Origin of the sequence: Algoriphagus sp. Y33 (assembly GCF_014838715.1) — a bacterium.
Classification (GTDB): Bacteria; Bacteroidota; Bacteroidia; order Cytophagales; family Cyclobacteriaceae; genus Algoriphagus.
In genome coordinates this window covers 3,175,161-3,201,080 of the sequence record NZ_CP061947.1, presented here as the reverse complement: position 1 = coordinate 3,201,080, position 25,920 = coordinate 3,175,161, and the positions used below count along the sequence as shown (strand labels likewise).

Here is a 25,920-nt window from a genome sequence, read left to right as displayed (position 1 = left end):
ACGAATGAACTCGATTCCTGTTTAAAAATAAGTTAATTCCGGCTTTATACCATTTATTCAGAAAGTAAGGATATCAATTTTTTTAGTTCATCCAAAATCTTAGCCTTTATCATGATTACATCTCCAGAAATACGAATGGGTTTATGCCACTGGCAGAACGTTGATTTTTCGAACCAGTCGGAGGGAGGAAAGTTTGTCGAATTGCTGTTGAGGAGTATTTCATGATACTCCCAGGGAGTATGGGATTGGTCAAAAGCCCAACTGTGGCCACATAACTGCTGAAAGGGAGCCTTGGGGTGATTCTTGCCTAATAAAACAAACATGAAAAGGCCATGTCCAAACCAGTTTAATAAGCGAATGTTCAGTCCGGTTGATAGATCAAAATCCCTGATCAAATCCAAAACTTGGTAAGGATATCCCGATAGATCATTCCCTTTAGACAGTTTTATTCCTCGATTCGCAGGGTGGATTTTTATCAGATTAGCGGAATCTATGGAATTACCTACCTCCGCCAGAATATCCCAAAATTTGGCTTTGAGCATATTTTGACGGGGAATGATCTCTGTGTCAAGCCAAAGCTCAAGATCCAAGACGTTATTGTTTTCTGTCATCTACCATTGAAGTAAAGCGGAAGCCCATGAAAACCCTGAACCAAATGCAGCTAGGCAAATCAAATCGCCATCCTTGATTTTTCCCTGTTCCCAAGCTTCACTCAATGCAATCGGAATAGTAGCAGCTGTGGTATTCCCTTTGGTCATGATGTTGTTAAATATCTTTTCGTCAGCTAAATCCAATTGCTTCTGTATATACTGGCTAATGCGAAGATTCGCTTGATGTGGAACAAGTAAATCTATGGTGGATTGATCGAGGTTATTTGCATCAAGAGCTTCTTTGATCACTTCCATAAATCGGACTACTGCATGCTTAAAAACTGCATTTCCATTCATTTTCAAGAAAAAACTCCCTGATTCTATCAATTCCGGGGAAACACGTACTTCTCTGCTACTACCGGGATCCCTACAAAATAATTCTTCTGCATGCTCACCTTGAGAATGAAGGTGGGTAGACAGAATTCCTGGTTGATCTGATTCCACTGCTCCCAGAACAGCAGCTCCTGCACCATCCGCGAAAATCACAGAACTGGAGCGGCCTTCATCGCTCTTGTCCAAAGCAGATGATTGAATCTCTGCCCCGACTACGAGTATTTTTTTGTACATCCCCGTTTTGATAAATTGGTCTGCGATCGAGAGTGCATAGATAAATCCGGAGCACGCGTTTCGAATATCAAGCGCACCTATAGTTCCCATGTCTAATTCCCGTTGAAGCAAAACCCCGTTTCCGGGTAAGAAATAGTCAGGAGTGATAGTAGCGAATACAATGAAATCTATTTCAGAAGCTTTCACACCAGCTCGATCCAAAGCCATTTCAGTCGCTTTTTTAGACATGCTGGTTACCGTGTCAACTCCAGGGGTAAACCAGTGTCTGGATTCTATCCCGGTTCTTTCCACGATCCACTCATTATTGGTGTTCATTATCTGAGCGAGCTCATGGTTGGATACGATACGCTCCGGTACGTAATGACCCACTCCCAGAATTCTGGATTTTTTCATCTGTTTATAATTGTTTTCTATTGGTCACCCCGATTAGTAGGAGGAGGCCGTGGAATCCCGCATAGTTGATAATCATCCCACTGTGTCTGTGTGACGAATACGTCATGCTCGATTTTGTATCAATTAGGATAATCATAAAATTGACCACCAATATCGCCAGATCAATTTACTCTAGCAAAAAGTAACATGATTAGCGGATAAACTAGCCGAATAGCGTGTAGTTTCCATGCTGATCTACAGGAGAGGTTTTACGGATTAGGGAAGGGCTGTCATTTTCCACAGAATTCACCAATGGAGACACCGTATAGGCCAGCATAGAATCAGCAGGGTAGGGGTTGAGCAAATTCAAAAGATCATCTTCTTCTGCGTATTTATCCAGCCATTTTTTTTCTGCACTCTGATCCAGAATTACCGGCATTCTATCATTGATTTCAGAAACGACAGCATTCGGGGTAGTCGTAATTATTAAAAAGGTGTGCTGAGTATCTCCATTCACAGCTTCATATTCTTCCCAGATTCCTGCAAAGGAAAACAGTTCATCATCACGGAGCGTAAACCTGTAGGGTACTGATGTTTTTTTTCCAAGTCGTTTCCATTCATAGAAGCCATCTGCCGGGATGATACAGCGTCTTTGTCTGAAAGCTGTTTTTAGTGATATCTTTTCATTGACAATCTCTGCTTTTGCATTGATGAGTTTTTGAGCCACAGGTCTGTTTTTTCCAAATTCAGGAGTGATTCCCCAATAGAAATACGAAAAGCCCTTTGGGCTCTGCGAAGTGACCACAGGTACAAGCTGCGTAGGAGCGATATTGTATCTGGGTTTGAGTTCGGACAGCATTTCTGCCTGAAATCTCTGTTCAAGTTCTTCTTTACTTTTGCTAAGGGAATATCGTCCACACATATTATTTATCACTGTAATTGGCAGGAAGTTAGATAACAGTACTTATAAATTCAACTGCTCTTTGCTCAGAATAATAGGTTTTTTCGTGAGTTGCAGGACTGAATCCCACATGTCCTCCGTGGTTCGGGAATTCAAAATAGACCATATCCAAGGATTTAGCCAGAGTTTTGGGGAAGCACTTATCGCTTAGAAATGGGTCGTTTAGGGCGTTTAGAACCAAACTAGGCACTTTTACCTGATCTAAAAAATACAAGGAGGAGTTTACCTCGTAGTATTCTTCAGCATCCGCAAAGCCATGAAGAGGCCCTGTAAATAAATCATCGAAATCGGCCAAAGTTTTAATGTTTTTCATCATTTCCAGTGGAATCTGCCCGGGATGGACTGCCGATTTATCCAATACTTTCTTTTTTAGACTTCGCAAAAAGCGCTGGGAATACAACGTGTTTGAAGTTTCAGAGATTTTTTTGGAGGAACTGGCCAAGTGCAAGGGTACCGATATTGCAACTCCCTTATGAATTTTGGGAAGACTGTTGCCTTTTTCACCTAAGTACTTTAAAGTTAGATTCCCGCCCAGACTAAAGCCCACAAGATTGATTTCCTCATAGGAACCGTAGGAATGTTTCACTACCAGATCCAAGTCGTATGTAGCTCCTGAATGATAGAAAATCACCTGCTTATTCATCTCATTACTGCAGCTTCGAAAATTCCAAGTGAGCACATCGTAGCCTTCTTTCAGAAATTTGTTTACCATTCCAAGCATATAAGCACGGGTACTGCTTCCCTCAAGTCCATGGCTGATAATGACTAATTTCGATTTGTTTTGGCGATACCAGTCCAGATCAAGGAAGTCTCCATCGCTTGTTGAAATTCTCTCTTTTACGGGATTTGGTGCTACAACTTTTCTGAAAAGAGACGGGTAAATTGTCTCTAAGTGTCCGTTAAACAGCCACTTGGGTCTGGTGTAGGTGATGTTTTCTACTAAGGGCATACCAGAGAGAAATGGGTGGAAGACTGAAATGCTTGGGGAAATTACTAGTTTTAAATTTGAATAAAGCCATTATAAAAACTATTTTTGGACACTTTAAAAACGAAATAGCGCGGAATAACCTATGGCCGAAATAATAAGAATGCCTAAAATGAGCGACACCATGGAAGAAGGTGTGATTGCTGCATGGTTGAAGAAAGTTGGAGATTCAGTAAAACCGGGAGATATTCTGGCTGAAGTCGAGACTGATAAAGCAACTATGGAGCTTGAATCCTACGACGAAGGTGTGCTTTTATATATTGGAGTTAAAGAAAAAGATGCTGTGCCTGTGAATGGCGTGATAGCTGTGATCGGTGAGAAAGGTGAGGATTACCAGCACCTACTTGACGGCGGCGATGCTCCTTCAGAAGATAAGAAAAAAGAAGAGGAGCCTAAGGCTGAGGAGAAAAAAGCTGAACCTGCCAAATCTGAAGCTCCTGCAGAGAAGATTGATGTATCAAACATCAATGCCACCGTGATTACCATGCCTAAGATGTCTGACACCATGCAAGAGGGAACGATTGCTTCATGGCTGAAGAAAGTAGGTGATGATGTAAAATCCGGTGAGATCATCGCTGAGGTGGAAACTGACAAAGCTACTATGGAGCTTGAGTCCTATGATGACGGTACCTTGCTTTACATTGGAGTAGAAGCGGGTGACAGTGTGCCTGTAGATGGGGTGATCGCAGTGATTGGTGAAAAGGGTGCGGATTTTGAGACTCTTTTGAAAGCTCAAAAATCAGAATCTTCTGGAGCCCCTGCGGAAGAAAAAGTAGCGCCTGCCAAAGAAGAAGCTCCAAAGACCGAAGCTAAATCTACAGGAAGTAGTGCGCCGTCAGCCACTGCTGAGGGGGATCGATTGAAAGCATCTCCTTTGGCCAAGAAGATGGCTGAAGATAAAGGAATAGATATCCGTACACTGAATGGTTCGGGTGAAGGCGGAAGAGTGGTGAAGAGGGATGTGGAAAACTTTGTTCCTGCTGCAGCTCCACAGGGTGGTGATGCCGTAGGTACTGCTGCTCCTGCTGTAGGGGTAGAAAGCTTCAAAGAAGAGAAGGTTTCCCAGATGAGGAAAGTGATAGCAAAAAGACTTGCAGAAAGTAAGTTTGGAGCACCACACTTCTATCTGACCATGGAAATTAACATGGACAAGGCTATAGAAGCTAGAAAAAGCATGAATGAAATCGCTCCGGTGAAGATTTCCTTTAATGATATGGTAATCAAGGCAGCAGCAGCAGCTCTACGCCAGCATCCTAAAGTAAACTCTAGCTGGTTAGGTGATAAAATCAGATACAATGACCACATCCACATAGGTATGGCAGTAGCAGTGGAAGAGGGATTGTTGGTTCCTGTCATCCGATTTGCTGACAGTCTTTCACTTTCCCAAATTTCTACCCAGGCGAAAAGTTTGGGAGGAAAGGCGAAAAATAAAGAATTGCAACCTAAGGATTGGGAAGGAAATACCTTCACAATCTCTAACTTGGGAATGTTCGGAATCGACGAATTCACCGCCATCATCAATCCGCCGGATGCATGTATCCTTGCTGTTGGCGGGATCAAAGAAACTGTAATCGTAAAGGATGGAGAGATGAAGATTGGCAACTTGATGAAGGTGACTTTGTCTTGCGATCATAGAGTCGTGGATGGATCAGTGGGATCTGCATTCTTGATTACACTGAAAAGTTTACTCGAAGATCCGGTCAGAATACTGGTTTAAGAAAACAATAAACTGCCAAAAAGTCCTGATTTCAGGACTTTTTGCTTTTTGTACGTTTATTGGTAAGTATGCATCACACAATAACCAATCACATGACAAAAATTAAATCAACAACCGTAGTTGCGATCCGCCAGAATGGAGAGGTAGTGATAGGCGCAGATGGGCAGGCGACTTTGGGAAATACAGTAGCTAAAAGTAGTGTAAAGAAATTGAGGGTATTGCAAGGTGGCAAGATCGTTACAGGATTTGCAGGTTCTACCGCTGATGCATTTACGCTCTTAGAAAAATTCGAAGAGAAGCTCGGAGCTTTTGGTAATAATATGAAGCGTTCCGCCGTGGAGCTTGCGAAGGAGTGGAGAACAGATCGTATGCTTTCTAAGTTGGAAGCTATGATGATTGTTGCTGACAAGGACGATATTTTGATTATTTCAGGAAATGGAGATGTGATCGAACCGGATATGGAGATAGCCACTATCGGATCGGGAAGTATGTATGCCCAGTCAGCAGCAAGAGCCATGAAGCAGTTTGCTCCTCACATGAGTGCTGAAGAAATGGTAAGAGAAAGCCTGAACATAGCAGCCGACATCTGTATTTACACCAATCATAACTTGGTGATTGAGAAAGTAAAGGACTAACTAAGGATTCTGAATTTTTAAACCGAAGCTAGCTACTTCGGTTTTTTTAACCATAAAGGCCAAAGCGTATTACGCAAAGGGCGCAATTTATAATTTCGGATGTATTGCCAAGTTATGCGTCAGCTTTGCCGGAATCAGGATTTCAAGATAAGAGCCTTCGTTTTTCCTAAACTGTAAGTAGTGATATTTAACCATTTCGAATAATCATTAAGTTTTTATGTTTATCCGCTTGTCTGCCAGTAAAGAGACAAAAGCAATATAGGATTTGGCAATTCCGATAGCCATCGGGACTACTTAGGCCTGGCCGCCGTGGCGGGTCACCTGTCTTTCCCGCCTGCCGTCGGGCAGGAGTCTTCCGGCAAGCAAACCGAAGAAAATCATGCTACTGGCATCATTGCGGATAATTATAAGTTTTTTATGTTTTTCTAAACCTGTTGCGCCCATTGACAGTTAAGTCTTTGAATACAAAAAGACACTATGGAAACTACCACTGTTAAGAAAACGACCAAAAAAGATTATAGAAAACTGATTCTGGAAGGGTTTAAAAATTATGTGCTCGAGCATGGTGATTTGCCAAAATCTGTGTTCAAGTTTGCAAAGGACTTGAAAATGAAAGAGGAGGAGTTCTATGCTTATTTTACCTCTTTCGAGTCGATCAAATCCACCATTCTTGTTGATATTTTTGAGGAAACACTTGCTGAGATCGATAAACAGGGAGTGTTTGAAGGGTATTCGGCAAGAGAAAAATTTCTAAGCTTTCTATTCACATGGATTGAGGTTCTGAAAAAAAACAGATCCTATTTGCTCAGTCTCTATATGAGTAAAGTAAAATCCTTTGCCACCTTACCGAAGGAATCTGCTGAGTTCAAGGAAAAGTTTAAAGCTTTTGCCAATGAAATAATTTTGGAGGGCAAGGAGACGCAAGAAATTGCTACCCGACCGGTGATTTCTGATCGATACGATGAAGCACTATGGATTCAGGTAGGATTTGTGTTTAGATACTGGTTAGACGACACATCTCCAAGATTTGAGAAGACTGATGCAGCGATAGAGAAATCCGTGAATTTGGGCTTTGATCTGATGGGCAAAAGTGCACTGGATTCATTTTTGGATTTTGCGAAGTTCATGTACCAGTCTAAATAACTTATGACAGACAACTTAAACGAGCAACAGGCAATCCCTGTCTCAAAAGTACAGCGTGCTGCCAAATTCATCTCCACTGGAGCAAAAGTCGGAGGGAACTATGTGAAGCATTATGCCAAAAAAATGGTGAATCCCTCGATGGATAGGGAAGAGCTCCACCAAAATAATGCTTCGGATATTTACAATTCCCTGAGTCAGCTCAAAGGTTCTGCACTGAAAGTGGCTCAGATGATGTCTATGGACAAAAATCTGATGCCCCGAGCCTATCAGGATAAGTTTACGATGGCACAGTATTCCGCCCCACCCTTATCTTACCCGCTGGTGGTAAAAACATTCCAGAAGTACTTTGGGAAAATTCCTGATCAGATCTTCGATACCTTCACTAGATCGGCAGTGAATGCGGCTTCGATTGGTCAGGTGCATCAGGCTACATTGGGTAATAAAAAGTTAGCAGTCAAAATCCAATATCCCGGCATTGCCGATTCGGTCAGTTCGGATTTGAAGCTTGTTCGTCCATTTGCGTTACGCTTGCTCAATATGAATGAGAAGGAGTTGGACCATTACATGGAGGAAGTGGAGGAGAAGCTGTTGGAAGAAACGGATTATGTACTGGAGGTGAAGAGATCCAGAGAGATTTCCGGCGAGTGTAGTCATATTCCCAATTTGAAATTTCCAACGTACTACGATGAATTGAGTGCAGAACGGATCATCACGATGGACTGGATCGATGGTGCACATATGAAGGAATGGCTGGAGACCAATCCAAGTCAGCAATCCAGAAATCAGATTGGACAGGCTCTTTGGGACTTTTACCATCATCAGGTTCATAATCTCAAGCAGGTTCATGCCGATCCGCATCCGGGGAATTTCATAATTCAGAAAAACGATCAATTGGGAATAATTGACTTTGGTTGTGTGAAAGTAATTCCTGAGGACTTCTACCAGGGTTATTTTGCCTTGATCAAAAAGGATCTGCTGATCAATAGCAATGATCTGGATCAGGTGTTTTTTGACTTGGAATTTATTTCGGATAGAGATTCTCAGGAGGAACAACAGTATTTCAAATCTGTATTTAAGGAAATGATTTCCCTGCTGGGCAAGCCTTTTCATGCAGACAAGTTTGACTTTTCTGATGACGGGTTCTTTGAGAAGATTTTCGAATTGGGGGACAGGGTTTCGAATGACAAGCTGTTCAAAAAATCCAATCAGGCGCGGGGCTCTAGGCATGGGTTGTATGTGAACAGAACTTATTTTGGATTGTATAATCTACTGAATCAACTTCAGGCCGAAGTGGTGACTACCAAGCCGGAGTGGTTGGGTTAAAAAAGGACTAACGAAGGTTTTTGATGCTGTTGGGGTTTTGAAGGATACTTTTATTTAATATTAAATATGATTATCCGCAATGATGCCAGCAGCCTCATTTTTTTTGGTGTAACGGCAGGAAGACCGATGAGAGAAGACCGAAGTGGCCTCGGCGCTAGTGTTTTCCAAATCCTATAATGCTTTAGTCTCTTTACTGGCAGAAAAGCGGATATACATAATATTAAAATAAGAGTTTCTTAGGTGTGTCGTTTCAAATGTTTTTTTTAATTTGTTGAAAGCCTGTTAAATCGACTATTTCTTTAATAAAACTAGAGAGGATTTTTTCCTTTGGTGGTATAGCGATATATCCGTCCAAAATTGATTTGAAGATGTACTTATCAGGTTTTGTTTCAGAAAGAAGCTGTTTTTTTAAGGCCAGAGTGGAAAACCAAATTTTAATATACTATGAAGATTACAACTTGTTTATTGTTTATGATGATTTTTCTTTGGGAAAGCGTGAGCGGTCAGGCTATAGAAGAATTGCAGAATAGAAACGTGGAGCTTATTGATGAAGTGGAAAACAAAACCGCGAAACTTTTAGAATTTGAGGGTATTGTAGAAAAGCAGAAGAATGAAATTACGGGTCTTAATTCTCAAATCATAGATCTCGATAAAAAGGTGGAGGAGCTTGAGAAAGAGATAATTTACTTGAAAGAGACATTGAGGTTAATGAATTCAAAGCTAACAGCAAAGGAAGAAGATTTTGAGTTTAAGCTAACATCTGTGAATGGGAATGAAGCATCAGGTAAAATTACTATTGAGGGCATTGTGTCAAATACCGGATTAGACCGTAAGCTTCAGTTGGCTTCTGCAGAAATTGTTGATCCAAGGGGAAACGTCTATAAAGCCAAGAACATGAATTTTTCCAATTATGGGATTATGATTGCTAACTTACCCAATGATGTTCCTGTAAAGTTTACAATTGAATTTGAAGGAATTCCTAGGGATCCGGGGATGTCGGTTATAAAAGCTTTTATCCCTTACATCTACAGGCCTTCCCCGGGAAGAGGGACAGCACCATTACATTTTAGAAATCTTGAAATTCAATGGGATTAAATAATACAATGTAGGCGATAGTGACTCAATAAGCCTAAACTACTCAGAAGTTAAAAAGGGAAGCTGTCTTGCCTCCCTTTTTTATCCGAATTAATTCTCTGAATAAGTAACCCGATAGATCACACCGGCCATATCGTCTGAGATCAACAGGCTCCCGTCTTTCATCTCCTGCACATCTACCGGACGTCCCCAAGCTTCTTGGGCTTCCTCATCCAACCATCCCGAAACGAACTCCATCTCGTCAGATGCACTAGAACTTTCCACCTTGAGTGAGCTGAGGACATAGCCGGACTTTTTACTTCTGTTCCAGGATCCGTGTTTGGCTACGACTATTCGGTTTTTATATTCGGAGGGGAACATGTCGCCTTTATAGAATCTCATTCCCAACGGGGCTACATGTGCCCCTAATTTTGCAGAAGGTGCTAAGTAATCACTTGCCGGTCCGCCTTTACCTCCAAATTCAGGATCTTTTACCGTTCCTTCATGCCAGTATGGATAACCGAAATGTTGACCTGCTTCTGCAATATGATTCAGTTCACAGTTGGGGACATCGTCACCCATCATATCACGTCCATTATCGGTAAACCACATGTCACCCGTCTTGGGATCCCAGTCGAAACCCACTGAATTTCTTACGCCATGCACGTAGACTTCCGGAGTTGGGGTTGGCGAATCCACATCCAGTCTAGTGATGGAGGCAAAGATTTCCTTCTCCGGCTCGCAAATATTGCAAGGTGCCCCTACAGGCACATACAGTTTTCCGTCCGGGCCAAAAGCTATGAATTTCCAACCGTGATGCGTTTCTGTAGGATAGTCGTCATACACTACTTCATAAGTAGGATTGCCCAGGTTGTTCTTGATGTCTTTGAATCGAATGATCCGGTTTACTTCGGCCACGTAGAGATCCCCGTCCTTATAGGCTACTCCATTTGGCATGTTTAGACCTTCGGCTAATGTAAATTTGGTATCAGCTTTCCCGTCACCATCTTCATCAATTACTGCATAGACCTTGTCTTCTTGGCGATTTCCCACGAATACAATTCCATCTTCTGATATTGCCAGCTGTCTCGCATTTGGAATAGCGGCAGCCCATACTTCAATTTTGAAATTTTGGGGAAGCTTAATTTTATCAAGTTTTACATCAGCTTTGGCATCACTGATCGCTTCCTTATTAACACTGTCAGGAGTCTTAAAAGTTTGATTTTCAGATTTTTGATTTTGCTTGCAGCCGAAGGTGAATAGCGACATTCCTATTCCCAGAGTGAGTGTGGTTTTGGAGAAATAGTTCATGATTGGGAGTTTCTTTGATAGTTAAAGATAACAAACATTCAGAATGTTTGGGATTGAAAGGGGATGAGTGGGGGAATGGTTGTTTTACCCGAAAGCCTTCAATTAGTTCCTGCTGACATGGCTGCAGGAGGTAGGTCGACTCAGAAAAGAAACCCATACTTAAACGCTAGATTTATAAAGTTGGCTTTTCTTTTACTTACCAGTACCTTTGCAGCTTCAAAAACTAGGAGAATTATCCGGTTTTTTTGTCAAAAATGGGGCATGGGGATAGGTGGATAAACTATTTTATATGACTTCATTTAAACTTTAGTCTGTAATATACTGAATATTAATCAGTTGAAAATAAAATTATGCTTTCGATTAGCAATCTCTCTTACTTCATCGGCGGACGTCCACTTTATGAAAACGCCAATTTACATATTAAACCTAAAGACAAGATTGGTCTAGTAGGTCAGAACGGCACTGGAAAATCAACCCTGTTGAAAATAATCAATGGGGATTATCAGCCAAGCTCCGGAGAGGTGCAGAAGGCAAAAGATTGTACCATAGGATTTTTGAATCAGGACTTGCTGTCCTATCAATCAGACGATAGTATCTTGAATGTGGCACTGGCTGCTTTCAAGGAAACATTGGCACTCCAGGATGAAATCGATGCAATCCTGAAAAAGATGGAAATGGATTATTCCGACGAGATTATCAATAGATTGGCATTTCTTCAGGAAAGATTTGAGGCAAACGAAGGCTATACGATCAAAGCCAAGGCTGAGGAAGTATTGGAAGGAATAGGTTTTAAATCTGCAGATCTGGAAAAGCCGCTGCGAACTTTTTCCGGAGGATGGAGAATGCGTGTGATGCTGGCGAAACTTTTGCTGGAAAAGCCATCTTTGCTTATGCTTGATGAGCCTACCAACCATCTGGATCTTCCATCCATCGAATGGGTGGAAAACTACATGAAAAACTATGAGGGTGCGGTAATCGTAGTCTCCCACGATCAGACTTTTTTGGATAACTGCATCAGTAGCACTGTGGAAGTTGCAAGCAATACCCTGACACTGTATTCCGGCAATTATTCTTTCTACAAGGAAGAAAAAAAGGAACGGATGGAAATCCAGCAGAATGCCTATGAGAATCAGCAGCAGATGATCAAGCAGACGGAGAAGTTTATCGAGCGGTTCCGGGCAAAAGCGACCAAGTCCAATCAGGTTCAGTCTAGAATCAAAGCACTGGATAGACTGGATCGGGTACATGAAGTGGTGAATGATGAGGTATCGGTGAATTTCAAATTTAAATTTTCCAAGCAATCCGGTCGTGATGTGGTTATCCTGGACAATATCTCCAAAGCATACGGTGATAATGTGATTCTTAAAAATACTACCGCCCGAATCGAGCGTGGGGATAAAATAGCACTTATAGGAGCGAATGGAAAGGGAAAATCAACCTTGCTTAGAATCATCGATGGTTCTGAAAAAGATATAAAAGGAAGAACAGAGGGCTATAATGTCATCAAATCATTCTTTGCACAGCATCAACTTGAGGCCTTGACACTGGATAATGAGATCATCCAGGAAATGGCTCAAGCGGGCAGTGCAAAATCTGAAATGGAGCTTCGTGGAGTTTTGGGGTGTTTCTTATTTACCAACGAGGAAGTATTCAAAAAAATCAAAGTGTTATCGGGCGGTGAAAAATCCCGGGTTGCCTTGGCAAAAACATTGATATCAGAATCTAATTTTCTGTTGCTTGATGAACCTACCAACCACTTGGATTTTCAGTCTGTGAATATCCTGATTCAAGCACTTCAGCAGTACGAAGGAACATTCGTGACTGTTTCCCATGACAGACATTTCATCAGAGGTGTGGCTAATAAGATTTGGTACATAGAGAACTATGAGATCAAAGAATATTTGGGGACTTATGCCGAATACGAAGCTTGGCGTGAAAAGCAAGTTCCGGCACCTGCGCAGGCGGTTCAAAAGCCGGAAAAAAAGGAACAGACGAAGCCCAAGGTGCATGTAAATAATCCTGAGGTACAGCAAGCCAAAAAAGATCTTCGTAAGCTTGAGGAGGAATTGGCGCAGGTGGAAAAGGAAGTTGAGAAATTAGAAGATAAAAAATTGGGGCTGGAGCGTAAAATGGCAGATCCCGAACTCTATTCCAGAGAGGAAGAAGCCCAGGAAATTCAGGAGACTTATCAAGGAATTCAGGCTAAACTTCAAGCTTCTAATGAGCAATGGGAGACTTTGGTAGATAGAATTTCCACATTGCAGGAAGTCCTTTCCTAGAGAATTTTAGATTTGGTCTTCATTTTGCCTATTTTTCAGGATGAAGACCAAATCCCTTTTTTTAAGTTTTTTGCTGTGCGGTTCAGCTGCTTTGCAGCTTGTTGCGCAGCAATTGGAAGACAAGATATACAAAGATCACGTCCAGTCTGTTAGATTATTCCCTGAAGGAACCACTTTTGATGCCTCTATTGATGCACCGGTAGTTCCGCTTCGGTCAGGTAATCCGCTCATGCTCTTATTTGATGATCTTGCTTTTGATCCCGAATTATACACTGCCAAATTGATTCATTGTGATGCAGACTGGAAGAAATCGCAATTGAAAGACAATGATTTTTTGCCAACCTTCAATGAGTTTAATGTTCAGCAGTACGAGTATTCGGTCAATACGCGTATTCCTTACATCCATTACCGATTCGAACTTCCTGATGTCACTAAGTCAGGAAATTATATCGTGAAAGTATATCGGCAGCGCGATGAATCAGATGTGATTTTGACCAAGAGATTTATGGTTTATGAGGAGATTTTCAAAGTAGGGGCGGAAATAGTTCCTCCATCCCAAACGGCTGACCGCAGGAATTCTCAGCAGATTAATCTCAATGTGAATTATTCTGCCGGAGAAGTGATTAATCCCCAAGAGCAGCTCAAAATACTTGTTCGTCAAAATCAACGCTGGGATAATGCGAAGTTTTTGGCTAAGCCTACATTTATGAATGAGAGTTCGAAGATACTACGATACGAATCCTTTGATGGGGGAAATACATTCGATGCAGGCAATGAATTCCGTTTTTTTGATTTAAGATTTATCCGTGCCAATGGTGTCAATATAGCCAATATGCGAGTGGAACCGGATGTGGTATTTGCTGATGGTACCATAGACAAACCCAGACCGGAGACGGCATATTCTCAGTATCTGGACTTAAATGGGCAATATCTGGTAGAAACTAAAGATAGACCGGGTGGAGATCCGGAAGTAGAGAGTGAATATATACTGATGACTTTCAGATTGGCGATAGAGCAAAGTCCGGAACCTGTCTACCTGATAGGGGCATTGACAAATTGGGGAAAAGCTGAAGAAGCAATGATGGAGTGGGATCCAAAATTGGGTGTTTATACCACATCGCTTCTGGTAAAGCAAGGCTGGTATGACTATCAATACGCCTACTTAGTTGACGGGGAATTCGTCTCGCAGTCTTTTGAAGGAAGCTACTTCGAAACGGAGAATGAATATGAAGTGCTGGTTTATTTCAGAGATTTGGGTTCCAGGTATGACCAGCTTGTAGGATACATCTACTTACACCCTAATCGTCGAAGACTATAATTGAAAATCCCTTCCGATTATTCGGAAGGGATTTTTTTAGTTGAATGTTCTGCTGATTCTCCGATAACCGGATTTGATTTGTACTTTCAACTGCGCTTGTTCAATCCAAATTCATAAATAAATTCATGAATCGTCTTCTGAAGAGATTGGAGGTTCGTTGTCTCCCTCATCTTTCGGAGCTACGTTTTCGCGAATACGCTCTGTTGGCTTGTAGGGGACAAATCCTTCTCTTTTGAATTTATAGGTAGTTGTTCTTGGTCCAGGAGGATGGTTAGCCAAATCCAACATGCCAAAACCTTTATGGGTGAATGCACCCAGTCCGCATTTGAATACGAAATCCTGAACCTCCGGAGCAGCGTATAGTGTGATTGGAAGTGTATAACCTCTTACTTCGTATTTCACATCCATGTCATACACGGCATAGATTCTGGCAAATTTCTTCTGTGCTTCTTTTAGTTTATTTACATAAACCATATCAGGAACCACCTGAAATTTGTAGAAAGTCTCCATCTGTTCGGCTGTGTACCAGCCAGATCGTTCCATCCTAGTAAGCGTGGATTCATAAAGCAAGTCGGAAAACTCATCGCTATCCGGGCTTATAAATCGCTTACCCGCTTCCTCATTGAACGCAGGAGTGATCAATACCAGAGGAGAAATACAAACAAATTTGTTTGAGGTCTCCAAAACCGGTTCCACTTCTATTTCAGTGTATTCCGGAACCATGATTAGGTTGCCCAGCTCGATTTTTGGGGTGGCAAAAACCTGCTCTAGCAAGTAATCCATGAAGTCTTCGCTTTGGGAAGACAATACTAGGGTAACCAAACTTGAATAGTAATGCAATCCACTTCTACTCACTTTAGTCTGGCCTTTCAGACCGGAAAAGTTGAAGTAGTTATAGTTGTAAAACTCTTCTCTGCCACCTTTCACAATTAACCCTTTAAGGAATTGCGCCAGTATATACTGATGGTGGAAAGGTAAATAGGAACCCTTGTTTTTTAGGGAAAATATTAGTCTAACTCTCACGGTAGATTAAAAATAAAATGAGACAATAAATAAGATAAAATTGTAACGTTTGGGGTGAACAAGCAATTGCAAAATTATCATTTTTTTTGAGAAATTGTTACACATTGAATCTAAAATGCATAATATCACCATCTTGGACTACATATTCTTTTCCTTCGATGGCGATTTTTCCGTTTTCCCGGCACGCTGCTTCAGTCTTTAGTTTCTGATAATCAGCAAGTTTTATAACTTCAGCTTTGATAAAACCCCTTTCGAAATCGGTGTGAATTACACCGGCTGCCTGAGGGGCTTTCCAGCCTTTTTTGATAGTCCAAGCTCTAACTTCCTGTACACCTGCTGTAAAATAGGTAATCAAGTCTAACAATGCATACGCACCGCTGATCAATTTGTTCAGTCCGCTTTCTTCGAGTCCATATTCTCCAAGAAACATTTCCTTTTCTTCGGGATCATCGAATTCAGCTATCTGGGCTTCTATAGCTGCGCAAAGAATAATTACTTCAGCGTTTTCATGCTTCACTTCTTCCTTTAGCTTATCTACATATTTATTGCCTTCCTGCAGGCTTCCTTCATCCACATTGGCTACATAGATCACAGGTTTGATGGTCAAAAGATGCAGGTCCCGAACAGCTTCTAAATCTTCCTTTTCCACATCTACCGATCTGGCATTCTTTCCATCTGTCAATGCTTGTTTGAAGAGCAAAAGTGTTTCCAGTTCTTTTCTTGCTTTGGCATCGCCAGACTTCGCAATCTTTTCGGATTTTTGGATTTTCTTTTCCACCGACTCCAAATCTTTGAGTTGAAGTTCTGTGTCAATTACTTCCTTGTCGAAAATCGGATCCACACCGCCTGCAACGTGGACAATGTTTTCATCGTCAAAACATCTGATCACATGGATGATAGCATCCACCTCACGGATATTTGCAAGGAACTTATTGCCCAATCCTTCGCCTTTGCTGGCACCTTTCACCAGTCCTGCGATATCAACGAACTCGATCACGGTGGGAAGGACCCGATGAGGATTGACAAGCTCTTCAAGGATCTGAAGTCTCCTGTCCGGTACCGTAACCACGCCTACATTAGGCTCGATAGTGCAAAAAGGAAAATTGGCTGCTTCAGCTTTCGCACTGGATAGGGCGTTAAACAGAGTGGATTTCCCTACGTTTGGAAGTCCTACAATGCCACATTGTAATGCCATTAATTCGTTATTTTATTTTAAATATTTTATAAGATTTATACCCCGTATAGAATTCCAAAATGAAAACTCTAAAGATGGTGTAAACCGGTATGGCAAATATCATCCCGACTACGCCGGCAATTTTTGCCCCGGCAAAGATAACAACAAATATTTCAAGGGGATGCGCTTTTACAGATTTAGAAAAAATCAAAGGCTGCAGAAATAGGTTGTCTGTCATCTGGACTAGTCCAAAAATCGACAGGATCTTTATGATTAAGTAGTTTAATTCAGTGTTTGACTCAAAAGTGCCCGAAGAAATACCGACTATAATTCCGAAAGTAGCTCCTAACAGCGGGCCTGCATAGGGGATTAGATTTGCTACTGCGGCAAAAAGCGCTATTGTTAATGCGTATTCAACTCCCATGACAGTCAGCCCAAAACTAGCCAGCGAAAAAATTGCAAGCATTTGCAGCATAAGTCCCGAAAGGTAGTTTGACAGTAACTTTTCCACTTTGGTAAAAGTCGCAACTGAAAGCTCAAAATAGGGGTTGGGGATCAAATTGAGCAAATTTCTCCGCAGCAGACCATTCTCCAAAAGGAGAAAAAAGGTAATAAAAGCAATTGCCATTGTCCCGATAAATAGACTGCTCGTAGTAGTGATCACTCCACCGATAAAGGTGGTGAAATCGAATTCTTTGATCATATTGATCATGCTGCCTTTCAGGCGACCAAATAAATAACCCTGTTGAGTTTCCAATAATTCGTGACGGAGGAGAAAACCTTCGATTCTAGTGACGGGGATTTGGATTTGCTCATAAATACCATTAAGATCCAATTCACTTAGGATTATGATTTGATTATTGATCAGCGGGAAAAAAAGGAAGCTGAGCAATACCAGTAGCAAAACTATCGCCGAATAGGATAAGGCTATGGCTGCCCACCTGGGAATATGCTGTCCCAATAAGTGGAAGTCGTTTAGCTGATTGGTTAGCGGGCGCAGAAGCGCTGCTAGAATTAATGAAACAATCAGGTACAGAGTGATATTGGAAAAATACCAGCCGAACAGCAGAAAAACTGCAAGGAATAAAATGAGATAAATGAAAAAGCGCTGCATATCCTAAATGAGAAGAGGAGGCAAAACTGCCTCCTCTAATATACTATTTCTCCGATTTGAAACTAAAGTTCAAGAAAATCTAACTGTACTATTCCCACTTCAATTCATCATTATAATCTGACTCAGCTTCCTCTTTTTCGTATTGATCGAAATCTACGTCAGGCAGAAGCTCGTTTTTAACGTGATCTACCGACTCATTCAGTGCTTCTACAAATTTGAAGAAATCTTCCTTGTAAAGGAAAATTTTATGCTTTTCGTAAGTGAAGTTTTCGCCGTTTACTTTTCTCTTGCTTTCCGTAATCGTCAGGTAGTAATCGTTTGAGCGAGTTGATTTGACATCAAAAAAATAAGTTCTCTTACCTGCTTTTACTTTTTTAGAGAAAATCTCATCTCTATCATAGCCTCTTTGATCTTCCACAATTCCTTATGTTTTATGAATAACGTTGGTTAAAATACGACCGAATATAAAACAATTCGCGTCTAGAATTCAAATATCAGTGTTAATATTTTAGCAAAGTATCATTTTGGAAGTTGGATTAGGGCCGGCAAAAGCTCATTCTCCGTGCATCATTGCTTTTTTTGCCAACAGCTCTTCTTCGGTTTCTCGATGATCAGGATCATCCACACAGCAATCCACCGGGCATACTGCGGCACACTGTGGTTCCTCATGGAAGCCATTACATTCTGTACACTTATCAGTCACGATATAGTAAAACTCGTCCGATACAGGCTCTTGCTTCTCATTTCCATCTATTACAGTACCGTCTTCTAAAGTAACTTCATCCAAACTAGTACCGCCACTCCAAGTCCATTCTACACCGCCTTCATAGATTGCAGTGTTTGGGCATTCTGGTTCGCATGCACCGCAGTTGATGCATTCGTCGGTAATCATTATAGCCATAACTTCGATTGTTTAAAGCCCAAAAGTAATAACCTTAAAACTGTGAGGCAATAAAAAAGTTGTCATACTAACTAATTTAATTCGATTCTAAGTTCGCTTCTTTTCAAAAAAGCTAAATTTGCCTCATCAATTATAAAGTATGAAACCAGCAGAACGTATATCCGCATTTGTCAATCTCGGGAAAGTTATCAAAGAACTGATGAGCCCGGATGAAAAAGATGAATTGATTTGGAGAGCAGAAAACAACAATAACTGGTTTACCAAAGATGCTGTAGATGCTGCTTTGGAGGGGATTATCTATATGTTGTCTGAAGGGAAATTGAATTCTTGGCTCTCGAACTATGAATTGGAAGAAATAGAAAATCCAAAGTCCGTTGGCTTGATGATGGCTGGAAATATCCCTGCTGTTGGCTTTCATGACTTGATGTGTGTGATACTTTCAGGCCATCAAGCAGTTATCAAACTGAGTTCTTCTGATACGATCTTGATGAAATGGATCATTAAAAAATTGATTGAAGTTGATCCAAAAATAGAGAGACAAATCAAGATTGAAGAAATGCTTAAGGGAATGGATGCCTATATTGCCACGGGAAGTGATAATTCTTCCAGATATTTCAATTATTATTTTGGGAAATATCCCCATGTGATCAGACAGAACAGAACGTCAATAGCCGTGCTTTCAGGCAATGAGACCACGGGGGATTACATTAGGTTAGGCAAGGATATTTTTCAATATTATGGTTTAGGATGCAGGAATGTCTCTAAAATTTATTTGAGGTCGGAGGAACAACTTCAGGATTTGCTCGGTGCGCTGGAAGTGTATTCGCCAATAGCATCACATCACAAATATCATAATAACTATGATTATAATAAATCCATCTATCTGGTGAATTTAGAAAAGCACTTGGACAATGGTTTTTTGCTGGTGAAAGAGAGTGGGGATATGGTCTCTCCGATCTCGGTTCTCTATTATGAAATTTATGAGGACGAGGATCAATTGTTAGCAAAACTGAATCCGCTAAAATCTAAAATTCAGTGTATAATAGGAAGCGGAGACGGTAAAATTCCATTTGGATCGGCACAATGTCCTGAGCCATGGGAGTATGCTGATAATGTAGATACTATGGCCTTTCTGCTGGGATTGTCTTAAAATACGCTTTCTATAGCACAAGCAGGCAATTTCATATGGAATGTGGTGCCTATTCCTTCTTCAGAGTAAACCTCTATTTGCCCGTTGTTTTTCCGCATATATTCTTTGACCAATATTAGTCCAAGTCCTGTTCCTGATTCGTTGTTTTGGCCTGTAGTGGTGAATGAAATTCCCTCACGGATTTTTGACAGATTTTCAGAAGAGATTCCTTTCCCACTATCTTCAATACAGATCTTCACAAAGTTCTGCTCATCGTAAGTTGAAATCCTGATTTTGCCTCCATAATCAGAAAATTTGATTGCATTGTTGATTAAGTTTCTTATTACCAGTTCGATCATGTTTTTGTCAGCTTTCGCAGTGAATTTGGCTTGGGCATCTATAGAAATGCTGATTTTCTTCTCAGCGGCTATTCTTTCCAGAATTCCTTTTTGTTGGATTAGTATTTTGTGGACATCAAATTCCTGATACTTCACTATTTCCCCACCTCTGAGTTGAGAGCTGGACCAAGCTAGAAGATTCTCAAGCAGGAGTGCGACCTGTTCCATGTTTTTGGATACCTCGGGTAGCATATCCATAAATTCTTTTGCTGAAACTTCCCCTGAATTAGTCAAATGTATCAGCTCTTTGATACCGAAAATCGGACCTTTGAGGTCATGGGAAATAATGCTGAAATATTTGTCTTTTAGATCGTTTAGCTGTTGGAGTTCAATGGCTTGGGACTTAAGGGTCTCATTGATGGATTTTTGTTCAGTGACATCTTCAAAGAGTAGGACTAGCCCGTTGTTTATAGCTCTTTTGTCCAAGAGCGGAATCGCCTCAATGAGGTAAGTTTTTACCTGTTTTCCTGATTTGATTTTGCTTTCGATACTAGTTGCTTTTCCGGTTGCGATTAACTTCAGGATGTCATGATTGTTTTTGAAAATGACTTCGGCCTTGCTGGCGACTTTTATTTTGGCGGGGCTAGTGCAGTAGGCTAAAAAGGCTGGATTGAAGTCTACTATTTTAGTGGCAGAATCCAAGACCAGGACCCCTTTGGTAATAGCTTCCATTACCTTGGTGCGGGCAATGGGCTTGAGGCTAAACAATTGATATTTTAGAATGGCAAAGCCCAAAATCAGGTAGGTAAACAAAAAGGCAAAAGGAGTCAAATCAATGACTTCGAATGGCCTGAAAATGTGGGTTTGGTATAAAAGATTGATGACTAAAGGGAATATGCCCCCCAAGAGTAATAATCTGGTTTGGGTTTTGAACAATTGATCGGAGAACCGGAATCTTTTCCAAATGATAAAGCTTCCCAGTGAGAAGGCGAAGTATATGTAGATCAAATTGACATAGTACCATGGACCAATTTCAATTTTAGCGGTTGGAAATGGACTTGAATTTAGGAGCTCAAAAGAATTGTAATGAAGGTGATGGTAGTCATTCGTGATCACCAATAAATAAGTCAGAACGGGAATGAAAAGTATCAGCCCGGTAAGTAGGCCAAATTTACGTGATTTATAGCTCGTGTACTTTAAACTGAAAATAAGATAAAAGGCACCGATTGGTGCGATGCCCAAATATTCCAGTTTGACAAAGAAAAACATTGCCTCTCTGGTAGAGACACTGAGTTCCAATCCATAGAAAAACCCCCAAACTGTGGCACAAAGCATGGTGAGAGCTACCCATCTGGTAGAGTCTTCCACCCTAAAAACAATGTAAAGTGAAAGCCCCCCCATAAGAAGCCCTGAGAGTAAAAGTACTATTGAAAATGGATTTAAAATGAACTCCATTTAGACTGGGTGAGTTGAGTGATCTGTGATTTTATTTTTTGTTAATCCGCAGTATTTCTGAAAGAAAGAGACAAAGGCAACAGAGCATTCGGTGAATTCCAGTGACAGGGCCGGCATCTGTCTTCGCTTTGTAAAAGCAAGGGAAATAGGGCTACAGGCACCACTGTTGGAAATCATATTGACTATATCAGCCTGTAATAGTAGCTGATATCCAAGGCAAAGAAAAATAAATATTTGACACGTAATCCAAAAATATAGTTTTGATTTTTAACGATTCTGAATAAATGGATGCCTTGGTCAACGGGACAAATAACCGGATAAAGCTAAAATGGTTTTAAATAAGGAGAAAGAGGGTGTTACACCAAGAGGATGGTTACCTATTATTGGGCTAACTTCCTATATTTGCGGTCGATAAAAATCGAAACTTTTACCAAACAAAAAATCCCTATACAATGGCTTTTGATATTGAAATGATCAAAAAAGTGTATGCCAGATACCCAGAACGTATCGAAGCGGCTCGTAAGGCCGTGGGGCGTCCACTTACTTTGACTGAAAAGATTCTTTATGCACACTTAACTGAAGGCGTGGCTACGCAGGCTTACGACAGAGGTGTTTCTTACGTTGATTTTCAGCCGGACAGGGTTGCAATGCAAGATGCTACTGCACAAATGGCGCTACTTCAATTTATGCAGGCGGGTAAGAGCCAAGTGGCTGTGCCTTCCACAGTTCACTGTGATCACTTGATTCAAGCTGAAGTGGGAGCTGTTCAGGATTTGACCAAAGCAAAAGATAAAAACAAGGAAGTTTATGACTTCTTAGCTTCTGTTTCCAATAAATATGGTCTAGGCTTTTGGAAGCCTGGAGCAGGTATTATTCATCAGGTAGTATTGGAAAACTATGCATTCCCGGGTGGAATGATGATCGGGACTGATTCCCACACACCAAATGCGGGCGGACTTGGAATGGTAGCGATCGGAGTAGGCGGAGCTGATGCATGTGATGTAATGGCAGGACTTCCTTGGGAGCTGAAATTCCCTAAATTGATAGGAGTGAAGCTTACAGGAAAGCTTTCCGGCTGGACTTCTGCAAAAGATGTAATTCTGAAAGTGGCAGGTATTCTTACCGTAAAAGGCGGTACCGGCGCTATAGTGGAATATTTTGGTGAAGGAGCTAGGTCTCTTTCAGCTACAGGAAAAGGCACCATATGTAACATGGGGGCTGAAATCGGGGCTACTACTTCGATTTTCGGTTATGATGAGAAGTCTGCTGCTTACTTAAAATCCACCGAAAGAGCTGATGTAGCCGATTTGGCGAATGGAATCGCTGAGCACCTTACGGGTGATGAGGAGGTTTATGCCAATCCTGCTACTTACTTTGATGAGGTAATTGAGATCAATCTTTCTGAATTGGAACCACATGTAAATGGTCCATTCACTCCTGATTTGGCTTGGCCTATTTCTAAATTTGCTGCGGCGGTGAAAGAAAACGGTTGGCCTGCAAAACTGGAAGTCGGTTTGATCGGATCTTGTACCAATTCTTCATACGAGGATATTTCCAGAGCTGCTTCCCTTGCCCAGCAGGCTGTTGATAAAAAACTGATTGCCAAATCTGAATATACGATTACCCCGGGCTCGGAGCAGGTTAGATTTACCGTTGATCGGGATGGTTTCTTGGACACTTTCGGGCAAATGGGTGGTGTGGTTCTCGCCAATGCTTGTGGGCCTTGTATCGGTCAGTGGGCTCGTCATGGAGCAGAAAAGCAGGAGAAGAACTCTATTATAACTTCTTTCAACAGGAATTTTGCCAAGCGTGCCGATGGTAATCCCAACACACACTCTTTCGTTGCATCTCCTGAGATCGTGACGGCATTGGCTATTGCCGGTGATTTGACCTTCAATCCATTGACTGATAGTCTGGTAAACGAAGAAGGAGAATCCGTGAAGTTGGATGAACCTAGCGGGCTTGAATTGCCTACCAAAGGTTTTGCAGTAGAAGATGCAGGATATCAAAAACCGGCTGAAGATGGCTCACAAGTATCTGTAGCAGTTAGCCCTACTTCTGACCGTTTACAACTACTGGATTCATTTCAGCCTTGGGAAGGTACAGATCTGAAAGGTCTTAAACTTCTGATCAAAGCAAAAGGTAAGTGTACTACGGATCACATCTCTATGGCTGGTCCATGGTTGAGATTTAGAGGACATCTGGACAATATTTCCAATAACATGCTTATCGGTGCCGTCAATGCATATACAGATGCTACCAACTCTGTGAAGAACCAATTGACGGGAGCATATGGCGAAGTTCCTGCTACTCAGCGTGATTATAAAGCCAATGGAATAGGTTCTATCGTAGTAGGTGATGAGAACTACGGTGAAGGATCTTCCAGAGAGCATGCGGCGATGGAACCCCGCTTCCTTGGCGTACGCGCTATCTTAGTGAAATCTTTTGCGAGAATTCACGAGACAAATTTGAAAAAACAAGGCATGCTGGGATTGACTTTTGCCAATCCTGCCGACTATGATTTGGTACAGGAAGACGATTCCATCGATATTGTGGGGTTGACCGCGTTTGCTCCAGGCAAACAATTACAAGTGGTGTTGAATCACGCAGATGGATCTTCCGATACTATCCAAGTGAATCATACATACAATGAAGGACAGATTGAATGGTTTAAAGCTGGATCAGCTCTTAACCTGATCAAAGCTAAAGCCTAATACCACTAATCCAATTTTAAGCCGTAGCGATTTTCGTTACGGCTTTTTTCATATTCAAAATTTTATGGGAAAGCAGCCTCAACTCCCTTTATGTTTTTGCTTTTGGATTATACTCATCGTTTTGGGTACTCAGGATTTGTTTGCACAAAATGAATCAGATGAGCGTGCACTTATCAATGTGAGAAATGGGATAAGTATCTCCAAAGACTCTCTTTTTCTTCTGAATCTGAGATTTAGAATGCAAAACCGCTTTGGTTTTAATACGGTAAGCAGGGAGGGTTTTAGGGTTGACCAAGTGGACTTTAGAGTTAGAAGGCTTCGATTGCGGCTTGACGGATATGTGTTGAGTCCTAAAATCCAGTATTATATACAATTGGGGTTTTCTAAATCAGATTTGGATCTGGAATCAGGAGGTTACGCCCAGCCTATCCGGGATGCAATAGTGTATTACTTTCTAAATCCCAATTTATATGTGGGTTTTGGGCAATCCAAGCTTCCTGGGAACAGGGAGCGTGTAATAAGTTCAGGCAATCTTCAGTTTGCAGACCGTTCCATAGCAAATGGTTTCTTTACGTTGGATCGTGATTTTGGCTTTTTTGGATATTACACATATCAGACCAAGGGGAGATCTCAAATTCAACTTAAAGGTGCTATCAATACAGGGGAAGGACGAAACCCTTCTGTCGGGGATAATGGATTAAGTTATACAGGAAGGATTGAGTATCTTCCATTTGGCAATTTTAAAAACAATGGGGATTACTCAGAAGGTGATTTGGAGTTTGAAGAGAATCCAAAACTTACCCTTGGTGTTTCCTATAATTTGAACAAAAATGCCCACCGGACAAGAGGTCAGCTCGGGTCCCGGCTTTATGAGGGTAGGGATTTGAATGTTCTTATTGCCGACGCCATGTTCAAATATGCCGGTTGGGGAGCTATGGCAGAGTTCTTTAAGAGAGGTGCAGATGATCCCATTACTAAGAATTCAGAAGGGGATTCTCAAGTAGTATTTGTCGGAATCGGTACAAATATGCATCTCAGTAAAATGGTTTCCCGGAAGTCTGAGTTGGCTTTACGATATGCATCTGTACGCCCTGATAAGGAGATCAGGGAATATGAGAATAAACTAGAGGAAGCGGCCTTAGGTTATTCCAAATACTTAAACGGACACAGGATAAAGCTTCAGGGTAATCTGGGATATGCTTGGAATAATGGGCAGACACAGGTAGTAAACTTGAGGAATTATTGGTTTGCCACATTTCAGGTGGAATTCGGTATTTGATTTTATCCATATAAGGACAAATAAGTTGGCGTATCCCACTTGGACAGGTATAAAACAAATTTTTTCCAAAAGGATGTTATCACTATCTGGCTGTATTAAGTGAGGGCTCTTTCGACTCATTTATTAAAGCTTTTGTACCTAGTCATACTATAGCTAATCAGTTGATAGAGGCTCGGAAAATCCAATTCATAAAATCCATAGGGTGTATTTCAGAAAGCCCTTTTTAAGCTCAATTGGTACTAAGGTTTTTGCAGAAGTTGCGGTTTATAAATATTTTTTTGGCAATGGAACCTCCTAAAAAGGGTATAAAATCCTATTCAAAATTATTTTTCACATTTTTTAATTTTATTTATAAACCAAATTACTTGATATGAAATGCATTTTGATGTAGGTTTATGGCGTGATAGTAAGAAGTTTGGATTTGGGACTATCATAATCCGGGCTCAATCACGGCAACC

General features: G+C 41.2%; 22 protein-coding genes. 10 read left to right on the top strand and 12 right to left on the bottom strand.

From position 1 onward, the window contains the following. Positions 1-53: 53 nt before the first annotated feature. From ID165_RS12890 to ID165_RS12875, 4 genes are all read right to left on the bottom strand, one after another. Entirely contained in the window at positions 54-611 is a 558-nt protein-coding gene (locus tag ID165_RS12890; protein WP_192085234.1) for a hypothetical protein, read from the bottom strand. After that, positions 612-1,610 (bottom strand): 3-oxoacyl-ACP synthase III family protein, encoded by a 999-nt coding sequence (locus ID165_RS12885; protein ID WP_192085232.1) that lies wholly within the window; start codon positions 1,608-1,610, stop codon positions 612-614. It lies immediately after the preceding gene. Positions 1,611-1,812: 202 nt separating this feature from the next. Further along, a complete protein-coding gene (locus ID165_RS12880) occupies positions 1,813-2,511 on the bottom strand; it encodes an SOS response-associated peptidase (RefSeq protein ID WP_192351516.1) in 699 nt (232 codons plus the stop codon). Between the two features lie 28 nt (positions 2,512-2,539). Continuing rightward, positions 2,540-3,499 carry a YheT family hydrolase gene (locus ID165_RS12875; RefSeq protein ID WP_192085230.1) on the bottom strand — a complete coding sequence of 320 codons (960 nt, stop codon included), beginning with the start codon at positions 3,497-3,499 and terminating at the stop codon, positions 2,540-2,542. Between the two features lie 121 nt (positions 3,500-3,620). Here ID165_RS12875 and ID165_RS12870 point away from each other — a divergent pair, with 121 nt between their 5' ends. Then, positions 3,621-5,252, top strand: coding sequence for a pyruvate dehydrogenase complex dihydrolipoamide acetyltransferase (locus ID165_RS12870; RefSeq protein WP_192085228.1), 1,632 nt, complete (start codon positions 3,621-3,623; stop codon positions 5,250-5,252). Between the two features lie 92 nt (positions 5,253-5,344). Continuing rightward, on the top strand, positions 5,345-5,887 hold the full coding sequence (gene hslV / locus ID165_RS12865) for an ATP-dependent protease subunit HslV (protein ID WP_192085226.1): 543 nt from the start codon (positions 5,345-5,347) through the stop codon (positions 5,885-5,887). Between the two features lie 294 nt (positions 5,888-6,181). On the opposite strand, the gene ID165_RS12860 is transcribed toward hslV, so the two are convergent. Continuing rightward, positions 6,182-6,331 (bottom strand): hypothetical protein, encoded by a 150-nt coding sequence (locus ID165_RS12860; RefSeq protein ID WP_192085225.1) that lies wholly within the window; start codon positions 6,329-6,331, stop codon positions 6,182-6,184. A gap of 33 nt (positions 6,332-6,364) precedes the next feature. Between ID165_RS12860 and ID165_RS12855 the strand changes: the two genes are divergently transcribed. From ID165_RS12855 to ID165_RS12845, 3 genes are all read left to right on the top strand, one after another. Further along, entirely contained in the window at positions 6,365-7,030 is a 666-nt protein-coding gene (locus ID165_RS12855) for a TetR family transcriptional regulator C-terminal domain-containing protein (protein WP_192085223.1), read from the top strand. A 3-nt stretch (positions 7,031-7,033) separates the two neighbouring features. Beyond that, complete coding sequence (locus ID165_RS12850) at positions 7,034-8,353, top strand: AarF/ABC1/UbiB kinase family protein (protein ID WP_192085221.1); 1,320 nt, start codon at positions 7,034-7,036, stop codon at positions 8,351-8,353. A 519-nt stretch (positions 8,354-8,872) separates the two neighbouring features. Next, complete coding sequence (locus ID165_RS12845; RefSeq protein WP_225586715.1) at positions 8,873-9,448, top strand: hypothetical protein; 576 nt, start codon at positions 8,873-8,875, stop codon at positions 9,446-9,448. Between the two features lie 90 nt (positions 9,449-9,538). Here ID165_RS12845 and ID165_RS12840 read toward each other — a convergent pair whose 3' ends face one another. Further along, entirely contained in the window at positions 9,539-10,738 is a 1,200-nt protein-coding gene (locus ID165_RS12840) for a sorbosone dehydrogenase family protein (protein WP_225586714.1), read from the bottom strand. A gap of 350 nt (positions 10,739-11,088) precedes the next feature. Here ID165_RS12840 and ID165_RS12835 point away from each other — a divergent pair, with 350 nt between their 5' ends. Continuing rightward, positions 11,089-13,017 carry an ABC-F family ATP-binding cassette domain-containing protein gene (locus ID165_RS12835; protein ID WP_192351182.1) on the top strand — a complete coding sequence of 643 codons (1,929 nt, stop codon included), beginning with the start codon at positions 11,089-11,091 and terminating at the stop codon, positions 13,015-13,017. A 40-nt stretch (positions 13,018-13,057) separates the two neighbouring features. Then, on the top strand, positions 13,058-14,335 hold the full coding sequence (locus tag ID165_RS12830; protein ID WP_192351180.1) for a type IX secretion system plug protein domain-containing protein: 1,278 nt from the start codon (positions 13,058-13,060) through the stop codon (positions 14,333-14,335). 123 nt (positions 14,336-14,458) lie between these two features. On the opposite strand, the gene cas6 is transcribed toward ID165_RS12830, so the two are convergent. The 5 genes from cas6 to ID165_RS12805 form a co-directional block, all read right to left on the bottom strand. Continuing rightward, a complete protein-coding gene (gene cas6, locus ID165_RS12825; RefSeq protein WP_192351178.1) occupies positions 14,459-15,358 on the bottom strand; it encodes a CRISPR-associated endoribonuclease Cas6 in 900 nt (299 codons plus the stop codon). Positions 15,359-15,455: 97 nt separating this feature from the next. Beyond that, positions 15,456-16,553, bottom strand: coding sequence for a redox-regulated ATPase YchF (gene ychF, locus ID165_RS12820; RefSeq protein WP_192351176.1), 1,098 nt, complete (start codon positions 16,551-16,553; stop codon positions 15,456-15,458). 7 nt (positions 16,554-16,560) lie between these two features. Then, positions 16,561-17,646, bottom strand: a complete 1,086-nt coding sequence (locus ID165_RS12815; RefSeq protein ID WP_192351173.1) for an AI-2E family transporter — start codon at positions 17,644-17,646, stop codon at positions 16,561-16,563. An 88-nt stretch (positions 17,647-17,734) separates the two neighbouring features. Continuing rightward, the gene (locus ID165_RS12810) at positions 17,735-18,064 is read right to left on the bottom strand and encodes a DUF3276 family protein (RefSeq protein WP_192351171.1); all 330 of its coding nucleotides are present in this window, start codon (positions 18,062-18,064) and stop codon (positions 17,735-17,737) included. Between the two features lie 135 nt (positions 18,065-18,199). Then, entirely contained in the window at positions 18,200-18,547 is a 348-nt protein-coding gene (locus ID165_RS12805) for a 4Fe-4S dicluster domain-containing protein (protein ID WP_192351169.1), read from the bottom strand. Between the two features lie 139 nt (positions 18,548-18,686). On the opposite strand from ID165_RS12805, the gene ID165_RS12800 reads away from it, so the two are divergent. Then, a complete protein-coding gene (locus ID165_RS12800; RefSeq protein ID WP_192351167.1) occupies positions 18,687-19,697 on the top strand; it encodes an acyl-CoA reductase in 1,011 nt (336 codons plus the stop codon). On the opposite strand, the gene ID165_RS12795 is transcribed toward ID165_RS12800, so the two are convergent. Continuing rightward, on the bottom strand, positions 19,694-21,469 hold the full coding sequence (locus tag ID165_RS12795) for a histidine kinase N-terminal 7TM domain-containing protein (RefSeq protein ID WP_192351165.1): 1,776 nt from the start codon (positions 21,467-21,469) through the stop codon (positions 19,694-19,696). The two genes, ID165_RS12800 and ID165_RS12795, sit on opposite strands and share 4 nt — an antisense overlap. A gap of 452 nt (positions 21,470-21,921) precedes the next feature. Here ID165_RS12795 and ID165_RS12790 point away from each other — a divergent pair, with 452 nt between their 5' ends. Continuing rightward, positions 21,922-24,183 (top strand): aconitate hydratase, encoded by a 2,262-nt coding sequence (locus ID165_RS12790; RefSeq protein WP_192351163.1) that lies wholly within the window; start codon positions 21,922-21,924, stop codon positions 24,181-24,183. A 64-nt stretch (positions 24,184-24,247) separates the two neighbouring features. Further along, positions 24,248-25,462 (top strand): porin, encoded by a 1,215-nt coding sequence (locus tag ID165_RS12785; RefSeq protein WP_192351161.1) that lies wholly within the window; start codon positions 24,248-24,250, stop codon positions 25,460-25,462. The last annotated feature ends 458 nt before the right edge of the window (positions 25,463-25,920 follow it).

Coding starts and splice junctions, on each gene's coding strand:
- ID165_RS12890 (WP_192085234.1), bottom strand. CDS start 611: ATGACAGAAAACAATAACGTCTTGGATCTTGAGCTTTGGCTTGACACA.
- ID165_RS12885 (WP_192085232.1), bottom strand. CDS start 1,610: ATGAAAAAATCCAGAATTCTGGGAGTGGGTCATTACGTACCGGAGCGT.
- ID165_RS12880 (WP_192351516.1), bottom strand. CDS start 2,511: ATGTGTGGACGATATTCCCTTAGCAAAAGTAAAGAAGAACTTGAACAG.
- ID165_RS12875 (WP_192085230.1), bottom strand. CDS start 3,499: ATGCCCTTAGTAGAAAACATCACCTACACCAGACCCAAGTGGCTGTTT.
- ID165_RS12870 (WP_192085228.1), top strand. CDS start 3,621: ATGGCCGAAATAATAAGAATGCCTAAAATGAGCGACACCATGGAAGAA.
- hslV (WP_192085226.1), top strand. CDS start 5,345: ATGACAAAAATTAAATCAACAACCGTAGTTGCGATCCGCCAGAATGGA.
- ID165_RS12860 (WP_192085225.1), bottom strand. CDS start 6,331: ATGGGCGCAACAGGTTTAGAAAAACATAAAAAACTTATAATTATCCGC.
- ID165_RS12855 (WP_192085223.1), top strand. CDS start 6,365: ATGGAAACTACCACTGTTAAGAAAACGACCAAAAAAGATTATAGAAAA.
- ID165_RS12850 (WP_192085221.1), top strand. CDS start 7,034: ATGACAGACAACTTAAACGAGCAACAGGCAATCCCTGTCTCAAAAGTA.
- ID165_RS12840 (WP_225586714.1), bottom strand. CDS start 10,738: ATGAACTATTTCTCCAAAACCACACTCACTCTGGGAATAGGAATGTCG.
- ID165_RS12835 (WP_192351182.1), top strand. CDS start 11,089: ATGCTTTCGATTAGCAATCTCTCTTACTTCATCGGCGGACGTCCACTT.
- ID165_RS12830 (WP_192351180.1), top strand. CDS start 13,058: ATGAAGACCAAATCCCTTTTTTTAAGTTTTTTGCTGTGCGGTTCAGCT.
- ychF (WP_192351176.1), bottom strand. CDS start 16,553: ATGGCATTACAATGTGGCATTGTAGGACTTCCAAACGTAGGGAAATCC.
- ID165_RS12815 (WP_192351173.1), bottom strand. CDS start 17,646: ATGCAGCGCTTTTTCATTTATCTCATTTTATTCCTTGCAGTTTTTCTG.
- ID165_RS12805 (WP_192351169.1), bottom strand. CDS start 18,547: ATGGCTATAATGATTACCGACGAATGCATCAACTGCGGTGCATGCGAA.
- ID165_RS12800 (WP_192351167.1), top strand. CDS start 18,687: ATGAAACCAGCAGAACGTATATCCGCATTTGTCAATCTCGGGAAAGTT.
- ID165_RS12795 (WP_192351165.1), bottom strand. CDS start 21,469: ATGGAGTTCATTTTAAATCCATTTTCAATAGTACTTTTACTCTCAGGG.
- ID165_RS12790 (WP_192351163.1), top strand. CDS start 21,922: ATGGCTTTTGATATTGAAATGATCAAAAAAGTGTATGCCAGATACCCA.
- ID165_RS12785 (WP_192351161.1), top strand. CDS start 24,248: ATGGGAAAGCAGCCTCAACTCCCTTTATGTTTTTGCTTTTGGATTATA.